The 17,535-nt window shown below is 71.1% G+C and carries 18 protein-coding genes and 1 pseudogene; 2 read left to right on the top strand and 17 right to left on the bottom strand.

Features of this window, described 5'->3' with window-relative positions; translation table 11 throughout:
• Window positions 1–85: 85 nt before the first annotated feature.
• On the bottom strand, window positions 86–661 hold the full coding sequence (gene pyrR / locus OG332_RS08595; RefSeq protein WP_327412889.1) for a bifunctional pyr operon transcriptional regulator/uracil phosphoribosyltransferase PyrR: 576 nt from the start codon (window positions 659–661) through the stop codon (window positions 86–88).
• Window positions 662–950: 289 nt separating this feature from the next.
• On the opposite strand from pyrR, the gene bldD reads away from it, so the two are divergent.
• The gene (gene bldD / locus OG332_RS08600; protein WP_007263032.1) at window positions 951–1,451 is read left to right on the top strand and encodes a transcriptional regulator BldD; all 501 of its coding nucleotides are present in this window, start codon (window positions 951–953) and stop codon (window positions 1,449–1,451) included.
• A 150-nt stretch (window positions 1,452–1,601) separates the two neighbouring features.
• Here the strand turns inward: bldD and nusB are convergent, their stop codons facing one another.
• From nusB to OG332_RS08675, 15 genes are all read right to left on the bottom strand, one after another.
• A complete protein-coding gene (gene nusB / locus OG332_RS08605; RefSeq protein WP_319721152.1) occupies window positions 1,602–2,030 on the bottom strand; it encodes a transcription antitermination factor NusB in 429 nt (142 codons plus the stop codon).
• A gap of 3 nt (window positions 2,031–2,033) precedes the next feature.
• Window positions 2,034–2,600 carry an elongation factor P gene (efp, locus tag OG332_RS08610; protein WP_327412890.1) on the bottom strand — a complete coding sequence of 189 codons (567 nt, stop codon included), beginning with the start codon at window positions 2,598–2,600 and terminating at the stop codon, window positions 2,034–2,036.
• Window positions 2,601–2,659: 59 nt separating this feature from the next.
• A complete protein-coding gene (locus tag OG332_RS08615; protein WP_327412891.1) occupies window positions 2,660–3,766 on the bottom strand; it encodes a M24 family metallopeptidase in 1,107 nt (368 codons plus the stop codon).
• 73 nt (window positions 3,767–3,839) lie between these two features.
• The gene (locus tag OG332_RS08620; protein ID WP_327412892.1) at window positions 3,840–4,598 is read right to left on the bottom strand and encodes an AAA family ATPase; all 759 of its coding nucleotides are present in this window, start codon (window positions 4,596–4,598) and stop codon (window positions 3,840–3,842) included.
• Between the two features lie 92 nt (window positions 4,599–4,690).
• Window positions 4,691–5,131, bottom strand: coding sequence for a type II 3-dehydroquinate dehydratase (gene aroQ / locus OG332_RS08625; protein ID WP_327412893.1), 441 nt, complete (start codon window positions 5,129–5,131; stop codon window positions 4,691–4,693).
• Entirely contained in the window at window positions 5,128–6,219 is a 1,092-nt protein-coding gene (gene aroB / locus OG332_RS08630; protein ID WP_327412894.1) for a 3-dehydroquinate synthase, read from the bottom strand. Before aroB ends, aroQ begins: the two co-directional genes overlap by 4 nt.
• Window positions 6,216–6,734 carry a shikimate kinase gene (locus OG332_RS08635; protein WP_327412895.1) on the bottom strand — a complete coding sequence of 173 codons (519 nt, stop codon included), beginning with the start codon at window positions 6,732–6,734 and terminating at the stop codon, window positions 6,216–6,218. Before OG332_RS08635 ends, aroB begins: the two co-directional genes overlap by 4 nt.
• Window positions 6,731–7,915 (bottom strand): chorismate synthase, encoded by a 1,185-nt coding sequence (gene aroC, locus OG332_RS08640; protein WP_327412896.1) that lies wholly within the window; start codon window positions 7,913–7,915, stop codon window positions 6,731–6,733. The genes OG332_RS08635 and aroC overlap by 4 nt, the downstream gene beginning before the upstream one ends.
• Window positions 7,916–8,049: 134 nt before the next feature.
• Entirely contained in the window at window positions 8,050–8,241 is a 192-nt protein-coding gene (locus OG332_RS08645; protein WP_327412897.1) for a hypothetical protein, read from the bottom strand.
• 127 nt (window positions 8,242–8,368) lie between these two features.
• Window positions 8,369–9,196: a shikimate dehydrogenase gene (locus tag OG332_RS08650; RefSeq protein ID WP_327412898.1), complete on the bottom strand. Its 828-nt coding sequence runs from the start codon at window positions 9,194–9,196 to the stop codon at window positions 8,369–8,371.
• Between the two features lie 6 nt (window positions 9,197–9,202).
• Window positions 9,203–10,954 (bottom strand): endolytic transglycosylase MltG, encoded by a 1,752-nt coding sequence (gene mltG / locus OG332_RS08655; protein WP_327412899.1) that lies wholly within the window; start codon window positions 10,952–10,954, stop codon window positions 9,203–9,205.
• Window positions 10,955–11,082: 128 nt separating this feature from the next.
• On the bottom strand, window positions 11,083–11,553 hold the full coding sequence (gene ruvX / locus OG332_RS08660) for a Holliday junction resolvase RuvX (protein ID WP_150256582.1): 471 nt from the start codon (window positions 11,551–11,553) through the stop codon (window positions 11,083–11,085).
• A gap of 2 nt (window positions 11,554–11,555) precedes the next feature.
• Window positions 11,556–14,225, bottom strand: a complete 2,670-nt coding sequence (gene alaS, locus OG332_RS08665; RefSeq protein ID WP_327412900.1) for an alanine--tRNA ligase — start codon at window positions 14,223–14,225, stop codon at window positions 11,556–11,558.
• A complete protein-coding gene (locus tag OG332_RS08670; protein ID WP_327412901.1) occupies window positions 14,225–14,569 on the bottom strand; it encodes a DUF6167 family protein in 345 nt (114 codons plus the stop codon). Before OG332_RS08670 ends, alaS begins: the two co-directional genes overlap by 1 nt.
• Before the next feature lie 8 nt (window positions 14,570–14,577).
• On the bottom strand, window positions 14,578–15,021 hold the full coding sequence (locus OG332_RS08675) for a DUF948 domain-containing protein (RefSeq protein WP_327412902.1): 444 nt from the start codon (window positions 15,019–15,021) through the stop codon (window positions 14,578–14,580).
• 51 nt (window positions 15,022–15,072) lie between these two features.
• Between OG332_RS08675 and OG332_RS08680 the strand changes: the two are divergent.
• Window positions 15,073–16,468 (top strand): annotated as a pseudogene (locus OG332_RS08680) (ATP-binding protein); the annotation flags it as partial.
• 250 nt (window positions 16,469–16,718) lie between these two features.
• On the opposite strand, the gene rpsD reads toward OG332_RS08680, so the two are convergent.
• Window positions 16,719–17,330 carry a 30S ribosomal protein S4 gene (gene rpsD, locus OG332_RS08685; protein WP_008740451.1) on the bottom strand — a complete coding sequence of 204 codons (612 nt, stop codon included), beginning with the start codon at window positions 17,328–17,330 and terminating at the stop codon, window positions 16,719–16,721.
• Between the last annotated feature and the right edge of the window lie 205 nt (window positions 17,331–17,535).

The raw sequence follows: 17,535 nt of genomic DNA on the forward strand, positions 1-17,535 counted from the left end.
GCAGGCGGACTGACGGGCGGAGGTGCGAGCGGGCAGGGCAGGCTTCGGCGCGGACCCCCCTCGGGGGCCCGTCACTCCGGAAGGGCTACAGCCCTGCTGCCTGGGCGGTCCGCTGGCCGAGCAGCACGGCGTCACGGCCGTCCTCCTCCTCGAGCTGGACCTTGACGGTCTCCCGCAGCGACGTGGGGAGGTTCTTGCCGACGTAGTCGGCGCGGATCGGCAGTTCGCGGTGGCCGCGGTCGACGAGGACGGCGAGCTGCACGGCGCGCGGGCGGCCGAGGTCGCCGAGGGCGTCGAGCGCGGCGCGGATGGTGCGGCCGGAGAAGAGCACGTCGTCGACGAGGACGACGAGGCGGCCGTCGAGGTCGTCGCCGGGGATCTCGGTGCGCCCGATCGCGCGGGCGGGCTTCATCCGCAGGTCGTCGCGGTACATGGTGATGTCGAGGGAGCCGACCGGGATCTTCGAGCCGGTGATCTCTTCGAGCTTGGCGGCCAGCCGGCGGGCGAGGTACACACCGCGGGTGGGAATGCCGAGGAGCACCACGTCGTCGGCGCCCTTGGCGCGTTCGACGATCTCGTGGGCGATGCGGGTCAGGACCCGCGCGATGTCCTGCGCTTCGAGTACGGGGCGCATGGAATCTGCGTGCTGCTGGGTGTCCATGAAAAGGACCTCCTTCTCCGCCTCACGGGACGGACCTTAAAGGACGTCTGATGTACGTGTCCCACGGTACCAGGGCGCGGCCGGTCCTCGGGCACCGGCCTGGTGCGGAGGGGCTCTCACGGGGCTGCAGGGGCCCCTCTTGCGGGGGCGGTGAAGACCATTCGGCTTGACGCATCCAAGTAACGCTGCGTAACCTCACAGTGAGTTACCAGCCGCGCGGCGGAGCCGCACGTGGTCAATGTCGTCACAGCGTCCATGTCGTCACAGCGTCACAGCGTCCGGGAGCGTTATGTCCAGCGAATACGCCAAACAGCTCGGGGCCAAGCTCCGCGCCATCCGCACCCAGCAGGGCCTTTCCCTCCACGGTGTCGAGGAGAAGTCCCAGGGCCGGTGGAAGGCCGTGGTGGTCGGGTCCTACGAGCGCGGGGACCGCGCCGTGACCGTCCAGCGCCTTGCCGAGCTGGCGGACTTCTACGGGGTTCCGGTGCAGGAACTGCTTCCGGGCACGACTCCCGGCGGGGCTGCCGAGCCGCCGCCGAAGCTGCGCCTCGACCTGGAGCGCCTGGCGGGCGTTCCCGCCGAGAAGGCCGGCCCGCTGCAGCGTTACGCGGCCACGATCCAGAGCCAGCGCGGCGACTACAACGGCAAGGTGCTGTCGATCCGCCAGGACGACCTGCGCACCCTGGCCGTCATCTACGACCAGTCCCCCTCAGTCCTGACCGAGCAGCTGATCAGCTGGGGCGTGCTGGACGCGGACGCGCGCCGTGCGGTGGCGCACGAGGACATCTAGTCCCCGGTCCCAGGACCAGCAGAAACGTTACCGGCGGGTGCCGGGAGCCCGAGAGGGTTCCCGGCACCCGCCGGTTTTCGTTGTTCTTGAAAAGCGGAGGGGCCGCAGCGCACGCGCTGCGGCCCCTCCGCTGTGCCGAACCGCCGGAGGCTACTCGCGGCGCAGGCTCGGCTTCAGGTCCTTGAACCGGGCCAGCAGCCCGTTCACGAACGAGGGCGACTCGTCCGTCGAGAACTCCTTGGCCAGCTGGACGGCCTCGTCGATGGCCACGGCGTCCGGGGTGTCGTCCACCCAGATCAGCTCGTAGGCACCGAGCCGCAGGATGTTCCGGTCCGCGACCGGCATGCGGTCGAGCTCCCAGTCCACGGCGTAGGTGACGATCAGGTCGTCGATGCGGTTCACCTTGTCGGCGTACCCCTCGACGAGATCCATCGTGAAGGCGCTGACCGGCGGCTGCCGGTCGTCCGACCGCGAGTGGCGGATCCAGTCCGCGAGGACCTCGCGCACGGGCACGTCGCGCTGGTCCGCCTCGAAAAGGATCTGGAAGGCGCGCTTGCGCGCATTGCTCCGAGCAGCCACGGGTTAGTTGCTCTTCCGGCCGAGGTAGTCGCTGGTGCGGGTGTCGACCTTGACCGTCTCGCCGGTGGTGACGAAGAGCGGGACCTGGATCTCGTAGCCGGTCTCCAGGGTGGCGGGCTTGGTGCCACCGGTGGAGCGGTCGCCCTGGACGCCCGGGTCGGTGTGCTCGATCTTGAGCTCGACCGCGGCCGGGAGCTCGACGTAGAGCACCTCGCCCTCGTGCTGGGCGACCGAGGCGGTGAAGCCCTCGATCAGGAAGTTGGCGGCGTCGCCGACAGCCTTCTTGTCCACCATCAGCTGGTCGAAGGTGGTCATGTCCATGAAGACGAAGTACTCGCCGTCCATGTAAGAGAACTGCATGTCGCGGCGGTCGATCGTGGCCGTGTCGACCTTCGTGCCGGCGTTGAAGGTCTTGTCGACGACCTTGCCGGAGAGCACGTGCTTGAGCTTGGTGCGCACGAAGGCCGGGCCCTTGCCGGGCTTGACGTGCTGGAACTCGACGACGGACCAGAGCTGGCCCCCGTCGAGCTTCAGCACCATGCCGTTCTTGAGGTCGTTCGTGGAAGCCACGGTTGCGGAATCTCCTGCACTGGAAGACCACGGGTGCGCGCACAGCCCGGCAGAGCGGGCTAGAGCGCGAGCAGCTCCTTGGTCGTAATGGTGAGTAGCTCGGGACCGCCGTCCGCCTCGGGGCGTACGACGAGCGTGTCATCGATCCGGACACCTCCCCGGCCCGGGAGGTGAACCCCCGGTTCGACGGTGACCGGCACGCAAGCGTCCAGTTTACCCATTGCCGTAGGTGCAAGCTGCGGGTCCTCGTCGATTTCGAGGCCCACGCCGTGTCCGGTCCACGGAGCGATGGCTTCCGAGTGGCCCGCGGAGTCCAGGACGGAGCGTGCGGCATGGTCCACGTCCCGGTACGCCGCACCGGGCAGCAGGGCCTCGCGGCCCGCCCGCTGGGCGGTGAACACGAGGTCGTACAGCGCGATCTGCCAGTCCGCAGGGCTGGTGCCGATCACGAAGGTCCGGCCGATCTCGCACCGGTAGCCGCGGTAGTTGGCGCCGAGACAGACCGAGAGGAAGTCGCCCTCCTCCACCCGGCGGTCGGAGGGCCGGTGCCGGGAGCGCCCCGAGTGCGGGCCGGTGCCGACGGAGGTCGGGAAGGCGGGACCGTCCGCCCCGTGGTCGACGAGCCGCCGCTCCAGCTCCAGGGCGAGGTGCCGTTCGGTGCGTCCCACGAGGATGGATTCCAGCAGCTCGCCGAGGGCCTGGTCGGCGATCTCGGCGGCGATCCGCAGGCAGGCGATCTCCTCCTCGTCCTTGACGAGGCGCTGCTGCTCCACCGCGGTCCCGAGGTCGGCGAGGTGCAGCTTGGGCGCCACGGAGCGCAGGGCCCGGTGCCGGCCGACGGTGAGGTGGTGTTCCTCCACCGCGAGCGAGTCGGCCCTTACGCCGGCGGCCATGTCGGCGGCCGCGACGGCCGGGTCGGCGCCGGGGTTCCCCAGCACGGAGACCCTCAGGTGCTCGTCGGGGCGCCCCTCGTCCGCCTCGCCGGTGGGCGCGCCGGCGCAGAACATCACGTCTTCGGTGGGCCCGACCAGCAGTACGGCGCCGAGCGGGAACGCCCCGGAGAGGTAGCGGACGTTCGCCGGACGCGTGATCAGTGCGGCGGCGTTCCCCGCGGCGGCGCATCGGTCGCGAAGCAGGCCCCGGCGGGCGGCGTACACGTCTGACATGTCTTCGAGCGTACGAGCGCCCCGCGGATCCGGCCTGGTGAGCGCGTCCGGACGGGGCGCCGGCCGGCCGCGTCTACTGCCCCGCCAGGGCCCGGGCCAGCACGTCGTCCAGGGCGCGCGCCGTGCCCTCGACGTCGAGGTGGGAGTTGTCGATGATGGGCAGGCCCGAGCCGTACCAGCCGGCCATCCTGCCGTGGATCCGGGCGACCTCCTCGTCGGAGAGGCGGCGGTTGCCGGAGCGGTGCGTGTTCCGCTCCAGGACGATCTCCAGGCCGGGCAGCAGCACGACCGGGAGCAGCGTGGGGCCCACGTGCCTCTTCCAGCCGCCCAGCCCGACCACGGGCCGGTCGGGGAAGACGGCGTCGTCCAGGATGCAGGAGATCCCGTTCGCCAGGTAGTTGCGGGCGGCGAAGCCGCAGGTGCGGCGGGCGAGCCGGTACTGGGCCTCGGAGTGCTCGTTCCAGCCCGCCTGCGGGTCCGCGAAGCCCGAGCACACCCACTCCCGGACGTCGTCCAGGCTGATGTGGGCCGTCGGCACGGGCCGGGTGCCGGCCCAGTGCCGCGCGACGGTGGTCTTCCCCGCGCCGGCCGGGCCGATCAGCAGTACGGCGAGCACGGCCGCTCCGGTACCCGCCACCGCGGGCGGCAGCGGGATGTGTCCGGTGGCCTCCGGCACGGGTGGCACCGGGTGCGGGGGCGGCGGGGGCCGGTGCCCGGGCTGGGGAGTGCCCGGCCAGCCCTGCGCCGGGGGTATGGGCGGCTGCGGGGGCGCCGCCGGGTGCGGTCCCGGCTGTCCCCATCCCGCTCCCCCGCCCCCCACTCCTTGGTGCATCCGCTGCCACTCCGTCTCGTTCCGGCGACTGATGCGAGAACGTTATATGACCGCAGAGGTCAGAGCGTCCACCAGCACCGTCAGGCAGAGTGTCAGGTGGAGATCTCGTCCGCCAGTGCGCGCAGCGCGAGCCGGTACGAACCGATGCCGAAGCCCGCCACCGTGCCGGTCGCCACGGCCGCGATGACCGAGGTGTGCCGGAACTCCTCGCGGGCGTACGGGTTCGAGATGTGCACCTCGATCAGCGGCGCCGTGCGCTGCGCGGCCGCGTCCCGCATGGCGTACGAGTAGTGGGTGAAGGCCCCCGGGTTGATGACCACGGGGATCTTCCCGTCCGCCGCCTCGTGCAGCCAGCGCACGAGCTCGCCCTCGTCGTTGGTCTCCCGGACCTCGACGTCGAAGCCGAGCTCCTCGCCCAGCGTGCGGCAGCTGTCGACCAGTCCGGCGTACGAGGTGGCCCCGTACACGTCGGGCTCGCGCGAGCCGAGCCGGCCCAGGTTCGGCCCGTTCAGCACGAGTACCCGGCGGCTCACGCCGACACCTCGCCGTAGGCGGCGATCAGGTGCGCGGGGTCGGGGCCCTCCAGGACGGTCGGCTTGGCCAGTCCGTCGAGGACGATGAAGCGCAGCAGGTTGCCGCGGGACTTCTTGTCGACCTGCATGGTCTGGAGCAGCTTGGGCCACTGGTCGCCGCGGTAGGTGAGCGGCAGCCCGACGGCGGCGAGGATCTCCTTGTGCCGGTCTGCGGTCACGTCGTCGAGCCGGCCCGCGAGCCGGCCGAGTTCGGCGGCGAAGACCATGCCGACCGAGACGGCCGCACCGTGCCGCCACTTGTAGCGCTCGTTCTTCTCGATGGCGTGCGCGAGGGTGTGGCCGTAGTTGAGGATCTCGCGCAGCCCCGACTCCTTGAGGTCGCTGGAGACCACGTCGGCCTTGACCTGGATGGAGCGCACGATGAGCTCGGCGGTGTGCGGGCCCTCGGGCGTGCGGGCCGCCTGCGGGTCCTCCTCGATCAGGTCGAGGATCGTCGGGTCGGAGATGAATCCGGCCTTGATGATCTCGGCGAGGCCGCTGACGTAGTCGTTGACCGGCAGCGAGTCCAGCGCCGCGAGGTCGCACAGCACGCCGGCCGGCGGGTGGAAGGCGCCGACCAGGTTCTTGCCCTCGGCGGTGTTGATGCCCGTCTTGCCGCCGACGGCCGCGTCCACCATCGCGAGGACGGTGGTCGGTACGGCGATCCAGCGCACCCCGCGCAGCCAGCTGGCCGCGACGAAGCCCGCGAGGTCGGTGGTGGCTCCCCCGCCGACGCCGACGATGACGTCGGTACGGGTGAAGCCGGACTGGCCGAGGGCCTTCCAGCAGTAGGCGGCGACCTCGATGGTCTTGGCCTCCTCGGCGTTCGGCACCTGGATGGCGACCGCCTCGTAGCCCTGCTCGGCGAGGTCGTCGCGCAGCGCCTCACCGGTCGAGGCGAGCGCCTCGGGGTGGATCACGGCGACCCGCTGGGCCTTCGTACCGATCAGGGAGCCGAGCTCGCCGAGCAGCTGCCGGCCGACCAGCACGTCGTACGCGTCGTGTCCGGCGCTGGCGCCGACCTGGATCCGCGTCACCTGGTCTGTCATACGTCCTTCAACTCCAGAGCGTCGAGGACCGCCTGGGCGACCTCTTCGGGGGTGCGGTCGTCGGTGGCCACGACGACGCGCGCGACTTCGGTGTACAGGGGGCGGCGGGCATCCATCAGCTCGCGCCACTGGCGGCGCGGGTTGACGGCGAGCAGCGGGCGCGCGGCACCGAGGCCCACGCGCCGTACGGCTTCCTCGACGTCCATCGACAGATAGGCGACGGGCAGGCCGGTGAGCAGCTTGCGGGTGCCCTCGTCGAGCACGGCGCCGCCGCCGAGGGCGAGGACTCCGGTGTGCTCGGCGACGGCGGCGGCGACCGCCTCCCGCTCCAGCTCACGGAAGTACGGCTCGCCCTCGTCGACGAAGAGGTCGGAGATCTCCCGGCCCTGGGCCGCGACGATGTCCGCGTCGGTGTCCCGGTAGGGGACTCCGAGCCGCTCGGCGAGCAGCGCCCCCACCGTGGACTTGCCGGACCCCATGGGGCCGACGAGGACGACCAGTGGTCCGCCCGTCACCGGATCTGGAGGTGGTCGAGGTACGACTGGACGTTGCGGCGGGTCTCCGGGACCGAGTCGCCGCCGAACTTCTCGACGACGGCGTCGGCCAGCACGAGGGCGACCATGGCCTCGGCCACGATGCCCGCGGCCGGGACGGCGCAGACGTCGGAGCGCTGGTGGTGGGCCACCGTCGCCTCTCCGGTCGCCACGTCCACGGTCGCCAGGGCGCGCGGAACGGTCGCGATGGGCTTCATGGCGGCCCGTACGCGCAGCAGCTCACCGGTGGTCAGACCGCCCTCGGTGCCGCCGGCGCGGCCGGAGGTGCGCCTCAGGCCCTCGGGGGTGGAGACGATCTCGTCGTGCGCCTTCGAGCCGGGCACGCGGGCGAGTTCGAAGCCGTCACCGACCTCGACGCCCTTGATGGCCTGGATGCCCATGAGGGCTGCGGCCAGGCGGGCGTCGAGGCGGCGGTCCCAGTGGACGTGCGAGCCGAGGCCGACGGGGACGCCGTACGCCAGCACCTCGACGACGCCGCCGAGGGTGTCGCCGTCCCTGTGGGCCTGGTCGATCTCCGCGACCATCGCCTTGCTCGCGTCGGCGTCGAGGCAGCGCACCGGGTCGGCGTCGAGCTTCTCGACGTCGGCCGGGGTCGGGTAGACGCCGTACGGGGCCTTGGCCGCGGCCAGTTCCACCACGTGCGAGACGATCTCGATGCCGGCGACCTCCTTGAGGAAGGAGCGGGCGATCGCGCCCAGGGCGACGCGGGCGGCGGTCTCGCGGGCGCTGGCGCGCTCCAGGATCGGCCGGGCCTCGTCGAAGCCGTACTTCTGCATGCCCGCGAGGTCGGCGTGGCCGGGCCGCGGGCGGGTGAGCGGCGCGTTACGGCCGGTGTCCTTGAGCAGCGAGGGGTCCACCGGGTCGGCCGACATGACCGTCTCCCACTTGGGCCATTCGCTGTTGCCGACCATGACGGCCACGGGCGAACCCAGGGACAGGCCGTGCCTGACGCCGCCCAGGAAGGTGATCTCGTCCTGCTCGAACTTCATCCGGGCACCGCGGCCATAGCCGAGCCGACGCCGGGCCAGGTGGTCGGCCACCAGCTCGGTGGTGACCGGGACGCCGGCGGGAAGGCCCTCCAGCGTCGCTACCAGCGCCGGTCCGTGCGACTCCCCGGCGGTCAGCCAACGCAACCTGCTCAACGATGCTCCTCATGCTCGCGCCTGGTACAGCGACGGCGCGATCGGGGTGCGCGGCCCGGACCCGCCTCACCCGAATCCTCCCATGTCCGGAGCGGTTTCCCGGGCCCCGGTCCAGCTGTCGGACGCCCGGCCGGTCAGCGGACCCGGCTGCGGCGCCCGCGGAGCCAGCTGATCCCCGTCCACACGGCAACGGAACCTAGGAGTCCGAAAACGGTGGCCTTGGCCCAGACGGGCAGGTCTCCGAAGGCCACCCTGACGAGGCTGAAGAGCGCGAAGGGGAGGTCCCACTTCGACGCGAGTACCTGGTCCGTGTCCGCCCCGTCCATCCCATCCCCCTGTAAATGTGCAGGTGAACAGCCTAACGGGTGATATTACCGGCGAGTACCCAATTTCCCGCCAAGACCGTCGGACCTGGCGGGATCGCCCGGCGGCGCCGGAACCTCGGCCGGAACCTCAGTGGGATCCCGAGAGGGCCGCGAGGCCCGCACGCCGCATCACCTCGAGCGGCGCCGGGGAGCGGCCGGTCATCTGCTCGACCTGGAAGACCGCCTGGTGCACCAGGAGGTCCAGGCCGCCGAGGAGCTTGCCCCCGCGCCGCGACCAGGCTGCGGCGAGGGCGGTGGGCCAGGGGTCGTAGAGGACGTCGAAGAGGGTGCCCGGCGCGTCGGGCACGGCGGTGGCCAGTTCGTCGGTGGCCCCGGCCGGGGTGGTGGCGATGACCAGGGGGGCGGCCAGCGCCCCGGCCGCCTCCGACCAGTCGGCCGTGCGGACGGGAACCCCCAGCCGCTCGCCCCACTGCCGCATCTCGTCGGCGCGCGCCCGCGAGCGGACGTACACCGTGACCTCGCCGGAGCAGATCCGGGAGAGCGCGGCGAGCGCCGAGGAGGCGGTGGCTCCGGCGCCGAGGACGGCGGCCGAGGACACCTTCTCGACGCCGCGCTCGTGGAGCGCGGCGACGATGCCGGGGATGTCCGTGTTGTCACCGAGGCGCCGGCCGTCCTCCGTGAGGACGACCGTGTTGACCGCCTCGACGGAGGCGGCCGTGTCGCTGATGCCGTCCAGGAGCGGCATGACCGCCCGCTTGAGCGGCATCGTCAGCGACAGCCCGGCCCACTCGGGGCCGAGTCCGGCGACGAACTCCGGGAGCGCGGCCTCGTCGATCTCGAAGCGGTCGTACGACCAGTCGTCGAGGCCGAGCTCCTGGTAGGCGGCGCGGTGCAGCACCGGTGAGAGGGAGTGCTCGATGGGCGAACCCAGCACCGCGGCCCTTATCCCTGACATGTCCTGCTATCCGCCGTTCTTCTGCTTCTGCCGTTCCTGGAACTCGTCCACGAGCTTGAGGTGCTCGTCGTAGGTCTGGGTGAAGGTCGTCGTGTTGCCGTCGACCGACACGAAGAACATCCATCCGCCGTGGTCCGGGTTGAGCGTAGCGGTCAGCGCGTCCATGCCCGGGTTCCCGATCGGGCCGGTGGGCAGTCCCCTGATGAAGTGCGTGTTGTAGGGGTGGTTGAACGCCTGGGCTTCCTTGAGGTTGAAGTTGATCTCGCTCTGGCCCTTGACGTAGTTGTACGTCGAGTCGAACTGGAGCTTCTGGTTCGTGACGTCGTTGGTCTTCTTGAGGCGGTTGTAGACCACCTCCGCCATCTTCCGGAAGTCGTCGTGGTTCTTGCCCTCGGCGTTGACGAGGCTGGCGACCGTGACCACCTGGAGCGGGTTGTCCAGGCCCAGCTCCTTGGCCTTGCCCTCGACGCCCAGCTCCGCGTACTTGGCGTTCGCGTTCTTGACCATCTCCTTGAGCAGGGACTCGGGAGTGCTGTCCTTGCCCAGGTCGTAGCGCGTCGGGTAGAGGAAGCCTTCGAGCGGGTCGATCAGCTTCGGGTCGTTGCCCGCCCAGGCCGGCAGGCCGAGGTTCTTGGCGTCGCGCAGCGCGATGTCCTTGGTGGTGCCGGCGGGCTTGCCCAGCTTCTTGTCGATCGCGTCGTACACCTTGGTGTTGCGCATGCCCTCGGTGACGGTGATGACGTTCAGCTTGCTGGGGTCGACCATCAGCGCGACGGCGGCCGCACCCGACATCTTCTTGTTCATCGGGTAGATGCCGGGCTGGATCGTCTTGCCCTTGGGGTTGATGTTCGCGGCGTCGACGAAGGCCTGGGCGCTGGCGACCACGCCGGCGTCCTTGAGGATGCGGCCCATCTGCCCCAGGAGCGCGCCCTTGGGGATCTCCACGTCGACCAGCTCGTCCGTGCCCTCGCCCGCGAAGTCCTCGGCTGCGCCGAACCTCGCCTTGAGGTAGCTGTAGCCGTAGTAGCCGCCACCGCCGACCACGCCGATGATGACGACGGCCGCGATCAGACAGGCCATGCCGCTGCGCTTCTTCTGCTTGCCGCCCTTCGGGCGGCCGCCCCGGCGACCGTCGCCGGGCTCGTCGCCGTCGTCGTCGCGACCGCCGCCGGCGAAGAAGCCGCCCTCGGGCTCCTCGGCCTCCTCCTCGACCGGTTCCGGCTCCAGGTGGCGCCGGCCCGGGGGCTGCGGCGGCGGGTAGGCCTCGGGCGTGGTGTAGAGGTCGGGTGCCTCACCGGGATAGCCGGAGACGGACTGCTGCGCGTACGGGTCCGCGCCCACGTAGGGGTCGGCCTGCACGGCGGCAACGTACTGGCCCTGGCCGGTGTCCCAGCCCTGGTTGTCGTACACCGGCTGCTGGGGGTGGGGCTGCGCCTGCTGCGGGGCGTAGGCCTGCTGCTGCGGGGGGTACGCCTGCTGCTGCGGGGCATAGGCCTCCTGCTGCGCGGCGTACTGCTGCTGGTCGGGGTACTGCTGCTGGTACTGCTGTTGCTGGTACTGCTGCTGCTCGTACTCCGGGTACTGCTGGGGGTACTGCTGCTGGTACTGGGGCTCCTGCGGCGGGTACTCCTGCTGCGGGGCACCGCCGTGGGGCACCTGGCCCTGCTGGGTCTGGTGCCCGGTCCACCCCTGGTCCCCGTACAGGGGATCCTCGGGGTGCCAGGGTTCGGGGCCACGGCCCCGGCCATACTCAGTCATCGGTCCCCTAGAGCCGCGAGACGGAGGCCACGGACTCCGTCGTCCGTGGCACCCGGTTCCGTCTCTTTGACGGTGGGCGACGGCTGTTCGAATGCCGTCTCATCGCGCGGAACGTTACCGTATCGCGATCAGACAACCACTTCGACGCACTCACCAGGCGGATTACCTGATACCCGTTCGGTCTCAAGAGCGTTCTGAAGGATCACCACAGCGGCCGCCTGATCGATGACCGACCGGCCCTTCTTCGCGTTCTTGCCGGAGGCCCGCAGACCCTGGGCGGCGGTGACCGTGGTCATCCGCTCGTCCACCAGACGGACCGTCACCGGCTTGATCCCCTTGGCGAGTTCGTTCGCGAAGGCGCGCACCTTGGCCGCGGCCGGCCCCTCCCGCCCGCTGAGCGAGCGGGGGAGGCCGACCACGACTTCGAGGGGCTCGTATTCTTCGACGAGCTGCCGCAGCCGCCGGTGGGCGAACGGGATGTCCCGGCCCGGGACGGTTTCCACCGGAGTGGCGAGCACCCCGTCGGGGTCGCACGAGGCGACCCCGATCCGGGCGTCCCCGACGTCGATGGCGAGCCGGCGTCCGCGGCGCAGCGTCATCGTCAGGCCGTCTCGACGACGAGGCGCTCGACGGCGCTGATGGCCTCCGGGATGGCGGCCGGGTTCTGGCCGCCGCCCTGGGCGACGTCCGGCTTGCCGCCACCGCCGCCGCCGAGGGTCTTGGCGGCCGTACGGACCAGGTCGCCGGCCTTGAGGCCGCGCTCGCGGGCCGCCTCGTTGGTCGCGATGACGGTCAGCGGGCGGTCATTGGCCACGGTGAACAGGGCCACGACCGCCGGACGGTCGCCGGGGATCCGGACGCGGACGTCGAGGACCAGCTTGCGCAGGTCGTCGGCGCCGATGCCGTCCGCCACCTGGCCGATGACCAGGGCGACGCCGTGGATGTCCTGGGCGTTCGCGGCGAGACCGGCGGCTGCCTGCAGGACCTTCTCCGCGCGGAACTTCTCGATCTCCTTCTCGGCGTCCTTCAGCTTGCCGAGCATGGAGGCGATCTTCTCCGGCAGCTCCTCCGAACGGCCCTTGACCAGCTCCTGGAGCTGGGCGACGACCGTGTGCTCCTTGGCGAGGAAGTGGTACGCGTCCACGCCGACGAGGGCCTCGACACGGCGCACGCCGGAACCGATGGAGGACTCGCCGAGCAGCTTCACCAGGCCCAGCTGAGAGGTGTTGCCGACGTGCGTGCCGCCGCACAGCTCCTTGGAGAAATCGCCGATGGTGACGACGCGCACGCGCTCGCCGTACTTCTCGCCGAACTCGGCGATGGCGCCCTGCTTCTTGGCCTCGTCGATGCTCATGACCTCGGCGGTGACGTCCAGCTCGCGCGAGAGCACGTCGTTGATCTTCTGCTCGACGTCGGTGAGGACCGAGCCGGGAACGGCGTTCGGCGAACCGAAGTCGAAGCGGAAGCGGCCCGGGGAGTTCTCCGAACCGGCCTGGGCGGCGGTCGGGCCGAGGGCGTCGCGCAGCGCCTGGTGGGTCAGGTGGGTGGCCGAGTGGGCGCGGGCGATGGCCCGGCGGCGCTTGATGTCGATGGCGGCGTACGCGGAGGCGCCCACCGTCACCTCGCCGACCTGGACGGAGCCCTTGTGCACGGAGACACCGGGGACGGGCTGCTGGACGTCGCGGACCTCGATGACGGCGCCCGTGTCGAGCTTGATGCGGCCCTGGTCGGCGAGCTGGCCGCCGCCCTCGGCGTAGAAGGGGGTGCGGTCGAGGACGACCTCGACCTCGTCGCCCTCGGAGGCGGCGGGCGCGGAGACGCCGTTGACCAGGAGGCCGACGATGGTGGACTCGCCCTGGGTGGTGGCGTAGCCGGTGAACTCGGTGGCGCCGGAGCCGTCGGCGATCTCCCGGTAGGCGGACATGTCCGCATGGCCGGTCTTCTTGGCCTTGGCGTCGGCCTTGGCGCGGTCGCGCTGCTCCTGCATCAGGCGGCGGAAGCCGGGCTCGTCCACGGAGAGGCCCTGCTCGGCGGCCATCTCCAGGGTGAGGTCGATCGGGAAGCCCCAGGTGTCGTGGAGCAGGAACGCCTTGTCGCCGGAGAGGACCGTGCCGCCGGCGGCCTTGGTCTCGGTCACGGCGGTGTCGAGGATGTTGGTGCCACCCTTGACGGCCTTGAGGAAGGCGGCCTCCTCGGCGAGCGCGACGGTCTCGATGCGCTTGCGGTCGGTGACGAGCTCCGGGTACTGCTGGCCCATCGTGTTGATCACGACGTCCACCAGGTCCTGGACGACGGGACCGGTGGCGCCCATGAGGCGCATGTTGCGGATGGCCCGGCGCATGATGCGGCGCAGCACGTAGCCGCGGCCCTCGTTGCCGGGGGTGACGCCGTCGCCGATGAGCATGGTCGAGGTGCGGATGTGGTCGGCGACCACGCGCAGCGAGACGTCCGTGCCCTGCTCGGCGCCGTACCGCACGCCGGTCAGCTCGGTGGCCTTGTCCATGACCACGCGCAGGGTGTCGGTCTCGTACATGTTCTGCACGCCCTGCAGGATCATCGCGAGGCGTTCCAGGCCCAGGCCCGTGTCGATGTTCTTCGACGGCAGGTCGCCGAGGATCGGGAAGTCTTCCTTCCCGTCGCCGGCGCCGCGCTCGTACTGCATGAAGACCAGGTTCCAGATCTCCACGTAGCGCTCGTCGTTGACGGCCGGGCCGCCCTCGACGCCGAACTCGGGGCCGCGGTCGTAGTTGATCTCGGAGCACGGACCGCAGGGGCCGGGGACGCCCATGGACCAGAAGTTGTCCTTCTTGCCCAGGCGCTGGATCCGCTCGGCGGGCACGCCGATCACGTCGCGCCAGATCGTCTCGGCCTCGTCGTCGTCGAGGTAGACGGTGATCCAGAGCTTCTCCGGCTCGAGGCCGTAGCCGCCGTCCGCCACGGAGCTGGTGAGCAGCTCCCAGGCGTACTTGATGGCGCCTTCCTTGAAGTAGTCGCCGAAGGAGAAGTTGCCGCACATCTGGAAGAACGTGCCGTGGCGGGTGGTCTTGCCGACCTCTTCGATGTCCGGCGTACGGACGCACTTCTGCACGCTCGTGAGCGTCGGCGCCGGAGGCTTGACCTCGCCCAGGAAGTAGGGCTTGAACGGCACCATGCCCGCGGGCACCAGCAGCAGAGTCGGGTCGTCCGCGATGAGCGACGCCGAAGGGACAACGGCGTGACCGCGCTCCTCGAAGAAGCTCAGCCAGCGGCGGCGAATTTCAGCCGACTCCATCAGTGGTCCTCATTCCGGTCGTACGAAAACGTTGGTCGGTGGGTGGTGTGGTCGTTCTCGATGGCCCGCAGCCGCCGCGGCCCGGGGAGGGCGGTGACGTTGTCGGGCCGGGCTGGGTCCTGGTGGAGCCCCAGTGCGTCGTTCAGCTCGTCCTCGCGCTGCGTCATTCCCGCTTTGACGTCGAGGGCGAAGTCCTTGAGGCGGTGACCCGCCTCGACGGCCTTGTCGGCCGCCTGGGCCGCGAGACTCTCCGGTGTCAGCTTCTTGAGCTGACGGTTGACCTTGGTGGTGGCCCACACGCCGGCGGCTGCGCCGGCGGTGAACCAGAAGGCTCGGCGGAACATCGGCGGTCTCAGCCCTTCTGCTTCCGGCGCCGGGCGGGCGGCACCGTACGGCCAACGATCACGTTACGTCGGGATGTCTTCGGCGGCATGCCGCCCGACGTCGCGGCATCCCCCTTGCCCAGCGCCTTGCGGACGCCGTAGCCGAAGGCCGCGACCTTCACCAGCGGCCCGCCGAAGGCGGTGGCCACGGTGGAGGACAGCGCGGAGGCGTTGGAGGTGACCTCCTGGACGTCGCTCGCGATGGCGTCGACCCGGTCCAGCTGGGTGCGCGCGGAGCGGACGGTCGTGGAGGCGTCGGCCAGCAGCGGAACGGCCTGGTCGGTCACGTCGGCCACCAGCTTGGTGGTCGCCCTGAGCACCTGGGCCAGCCTCGCCAGCGCCACGGCGAGGAAGGAGATCAGGATGGCCCAGAAGACGGCCACGATGATCCCGGCCACCTCTACACCGGACACGTCACACCGCTCTCTGTCTGCGCCTGAACTGCCGGCTGCACCGATTCCTCAATGGCCCTCCGACCCTATCGCGCCGGGGATCCCCGGCCGTACCGGAATACGGGGCCGGGAGGCACCGCCTTGAACGCAGCGCAGCCGGGCCAGTACCCTCCGCGTCCCCTGCGACACAGACCCCTGCGAGCCAGGCCCTGGGGCAATCTTCCCTCGGAGCTGGGCCGGTTCATCGGGCGGGGTGCCGAACTCGCCGAGCTGGAACGGCTCCTGGACTCCTCCCGGCTGGTGACGGTGACCGGCGTGGGCGGGGTGGGCAAGTCCCGGCTCGTGCTCGCGGCCGCCCGGTCGGCCGCCGAGGCGGCGCACGGGGCCCCGGGAGCGCGGGCGGCGGAGGGGACGCTCGCGGAACGGGCGGCGCAGGAACGCCACGGTGACGGGGTGTGGCTGGCCGAGCCGGCCTCCGTACGGGATCCCGCGCTTCTGGAGCTGACCGTCTCCGAGGCGCTCGGGCTGACCGACCCCACCACCCGGCCGCCCCGGACCGTCCTGGCCGAACACCTGGCCGGACGGCGGCTGCTGCTGGTCCTGGACGCCTTCGAGCAGCTGGTCGACGAGACCGCGGACCTGGTGGGGGACCTGCTGCGCCGCGCCCCCGGCCTGCGGGTGCTCGCGGCGGGCCGGCGCCCGCTCGCCCTGGACGGGGAGCCGGCCTTCCCGCTGGCCCCGCCGGTCCCGGAGGAGGCGCTGGCCCTGCTGGCGGCGCGGGCCGCCGCGGCCGATCCGGCCTTCGCGGTGACCGCGGCGAACCGGAACGCCTGGTCGAGGTGTGCGAGCGCCTCGACGGGATTCCGCTCGCCCTGGAGCTGGCGGCGGCCCGGCTGCGGACCCTGTCCCCCGTGCAGGTGCCGGCCCGGCTGGAGGACCGCTTCGCGTTGCTGACGGGTGGTGCGCGCGGGGCGCTGCCCCGGCACCGGGCGCTGCGCACGGCGATCGGCTGGAGCCACGAGCTGTGCACGCCCGCGCAGCGGCTGCTGTGGACGCGGCTGTCGGTGTTCGCCGGCAGTGCGACCTGGACGCCGTCGAATACGTGTGCGCGGGTCCCGACCTGCCGGTGGAGGACGTACTGGACCTCGTCGGGAAGCTCCAGGACCAGTCCCTGCTGGTCCGCGAGGAGACGGCCGCCGGGGTGCGCTTCCGGATGCTGGAGACCGTACGGGTGTACGAGGCGGGCCGGCTGGAGTCGCCGGGCGACGCCCGGCGGCTGCGCAGGCGGCACCGGGACTGGTACATGGGGCTGGCCACCTGGTGCGAGCTGGACTGGTTCAGCCCGCGCCGGCAGGAGGTCGCCGCGCTGGTGGAGGCGGAGCTGCCGAACCTGCGGCTCGCCCTGGAGTGCTGCCTCGCCGAGCCGGACGAGGTGCACCTGGGCCAGTACCTGGCGGGCACCCTGTGGTCGCGAGGCCCTGGGCGGGCGGGCGCGGCGGGGCCCGGTGAGCGCGGGGGCGCGGCCCGGGTGTCCCGGCAGGCGGGACGGGGCGGGGCGGGCGGCGGCCCGCGGGTGCCGCGCCGCGCGGCGGCGGCGGCGGACCAGCCGCAGTCCGCGTCCAGCCGCGGTCCGCGGGCCGGGCGGGCCCGGGAACGGGAAAACCCGCCGCCCCCCGGAGGGGACGGCGGGCTGACCAGCCAGTGAGACTAGGCCTGCATCAGCGGGCGTAGTACTCGACGACGAGCTGCTCGTCGCAGATGACCGGGATTTCCTTGCGGTTCGGGTCGCGGTCCAGGCGGAAGGCCAGGGCCTTCAGGTTGACCTGCAGGTAGCGCGGGGTCTCGCCCTCGCCTGCGTAGCCACCCTCACGGGCAACCTGGAACGGAACCTTCTCGCGGCTGCGCTCGCGCACGGTGATGACGTCGTCCGGGCGGACACGGAACGACGGCTTGTCGACCTTGTCACCGTTGACCTCGATGTGGCCGTGAACGACCATCTGGCGGGCCTGGTAGATGGTGCGGGCGATGCCCGAACGCAGAACCAGGGCGTCGAGACGACGCTCGAGCTCGACGACAAGCGCCTCGCCCGTCTTGCCTTCGGCCTTCTTGGCGCGGTCGTACGCGCGGGCCATCTGACGCTCAGAGATGTCGTACTGAGCGCGCAGACGCTGCTTCTCCAGCAGACGAACCTTGTAGTCCGAGTTCTGCTTGCGGCCACGGCCGTGCTCGCCCGGCGGGTAGGGGCGGGCCTCGAAGTACTTGACGGCCTTCGGGGTCAGCGCAATGCCGAGGGCACGCGACTTCTTGACCTTGGGTCGCTTCTGGTTCACGTGGAACCTACCTCCATGTAAGTTAGGTGAGGCTTACCTTAGCGAGGAGGACGTAATGTCTCAACCACATGGGATCCCCCTGCCCAGTGCGCATCGAAGTTCAGATTCCAACGAAACAGAATCTGCTTTCGACGACGATAGGCAAGGTCAGCCGCGTCCCAGGGAAGGCGTTCGGCAGCTCACCGGAGCCGAACGCGTACGAACC

It is taken from the genome of Streptomyces sp. NBC_01233, from assembly GCF_035989305.1.
Lineage (GTDB): Bacteria > Actinomycetota > Actinomycetes > Streptomycetales > Streptomycetaceae > Streptomyces.

What these genes read in the sequence shown, in the direction of transcription:
- pyrR (WP_327412889.1), bottom strand. Translation starts at nt 661, where the DNA reads ATGGACACCCAGCAGCACGCAGATTCCATGCGCCCCGTACTCGAAGCG.
- mltG (WP_327412899.1), bottom strand. Translation starts at nt 10,954, where the DNA reads ATGACTGAGTATGGCCGGGGCCGTGGCCCCGAACCCTGGCACCCCGAG.
- OG332_RS08615 (WP_327412891.1), bottom strand. Translation starts at nt 3,766, where the DNA reads ATGTCAGACGTGTACGCCGCCCGCCGGGGCCTGCTTCGCGACCGATGC.
- aroB (WP_327412894.1), bottom strand. Translation starts at nt 6,219, where the DNA reads ATGACAGACCAGGTGACGCGGATCCAGGTCGGCGCCAGCGCCGGACAC.
- OG332_RS08620 (WP_327412892.1), bottom strand. Translation starts at nt 4,598, where the DNA reads ATGCACCAAGGAGTGGGGGGCGGGGGAGCGGGATGGGGACAGCCGGGA.
- ruvX (WP_150256582.1), bottom strand. Translation starts at nt 11,553, where the DNA reads ATGACGCTGCGCCGCGGACGCCGGCTCGCCATCGACGTCGGGGACGCC.
- bldD (WP_007263032.1), top strand. Translation starts at nt 951, where the DNA reads ATGTCCAGCGAATACGCCAAACAGCTCGGGGCCAAGCTCCGCGCCATC.
- alaS (WP_327412900.1), bottom strand. Translation starts at nt 14,225, where the DNA reads ATGGAGTCGGCTGAAATTCGCCGCCGCTGGCTGAGCTTCTTCGAGGAG.
- OG332_RS08670 (WP_327412901.1), bottom strand. Translation starts at nt 14,569, where the DNA reads ATGTTCCGCCGAGCCTTCTGGTTCACCGCCGGCGCAGCCGCCGGCGTG.
- OG332_RS08645 (WP_327412897.1), bottom strand. Translation starts at nt 8,241, where the DNA reads ATGGACGGGGCGGACACGGACCAGGTACTCGCGTCGAAGTGGGACCTC.
- OG332_RS08650 (WP_327412898.1), bottom strand. Translation starts at nt 9,196, where the DNA reads ATGTCAGGGATAAGGGCCGCGGTGCTGGGTTCGCCCATCGAGCACTCC.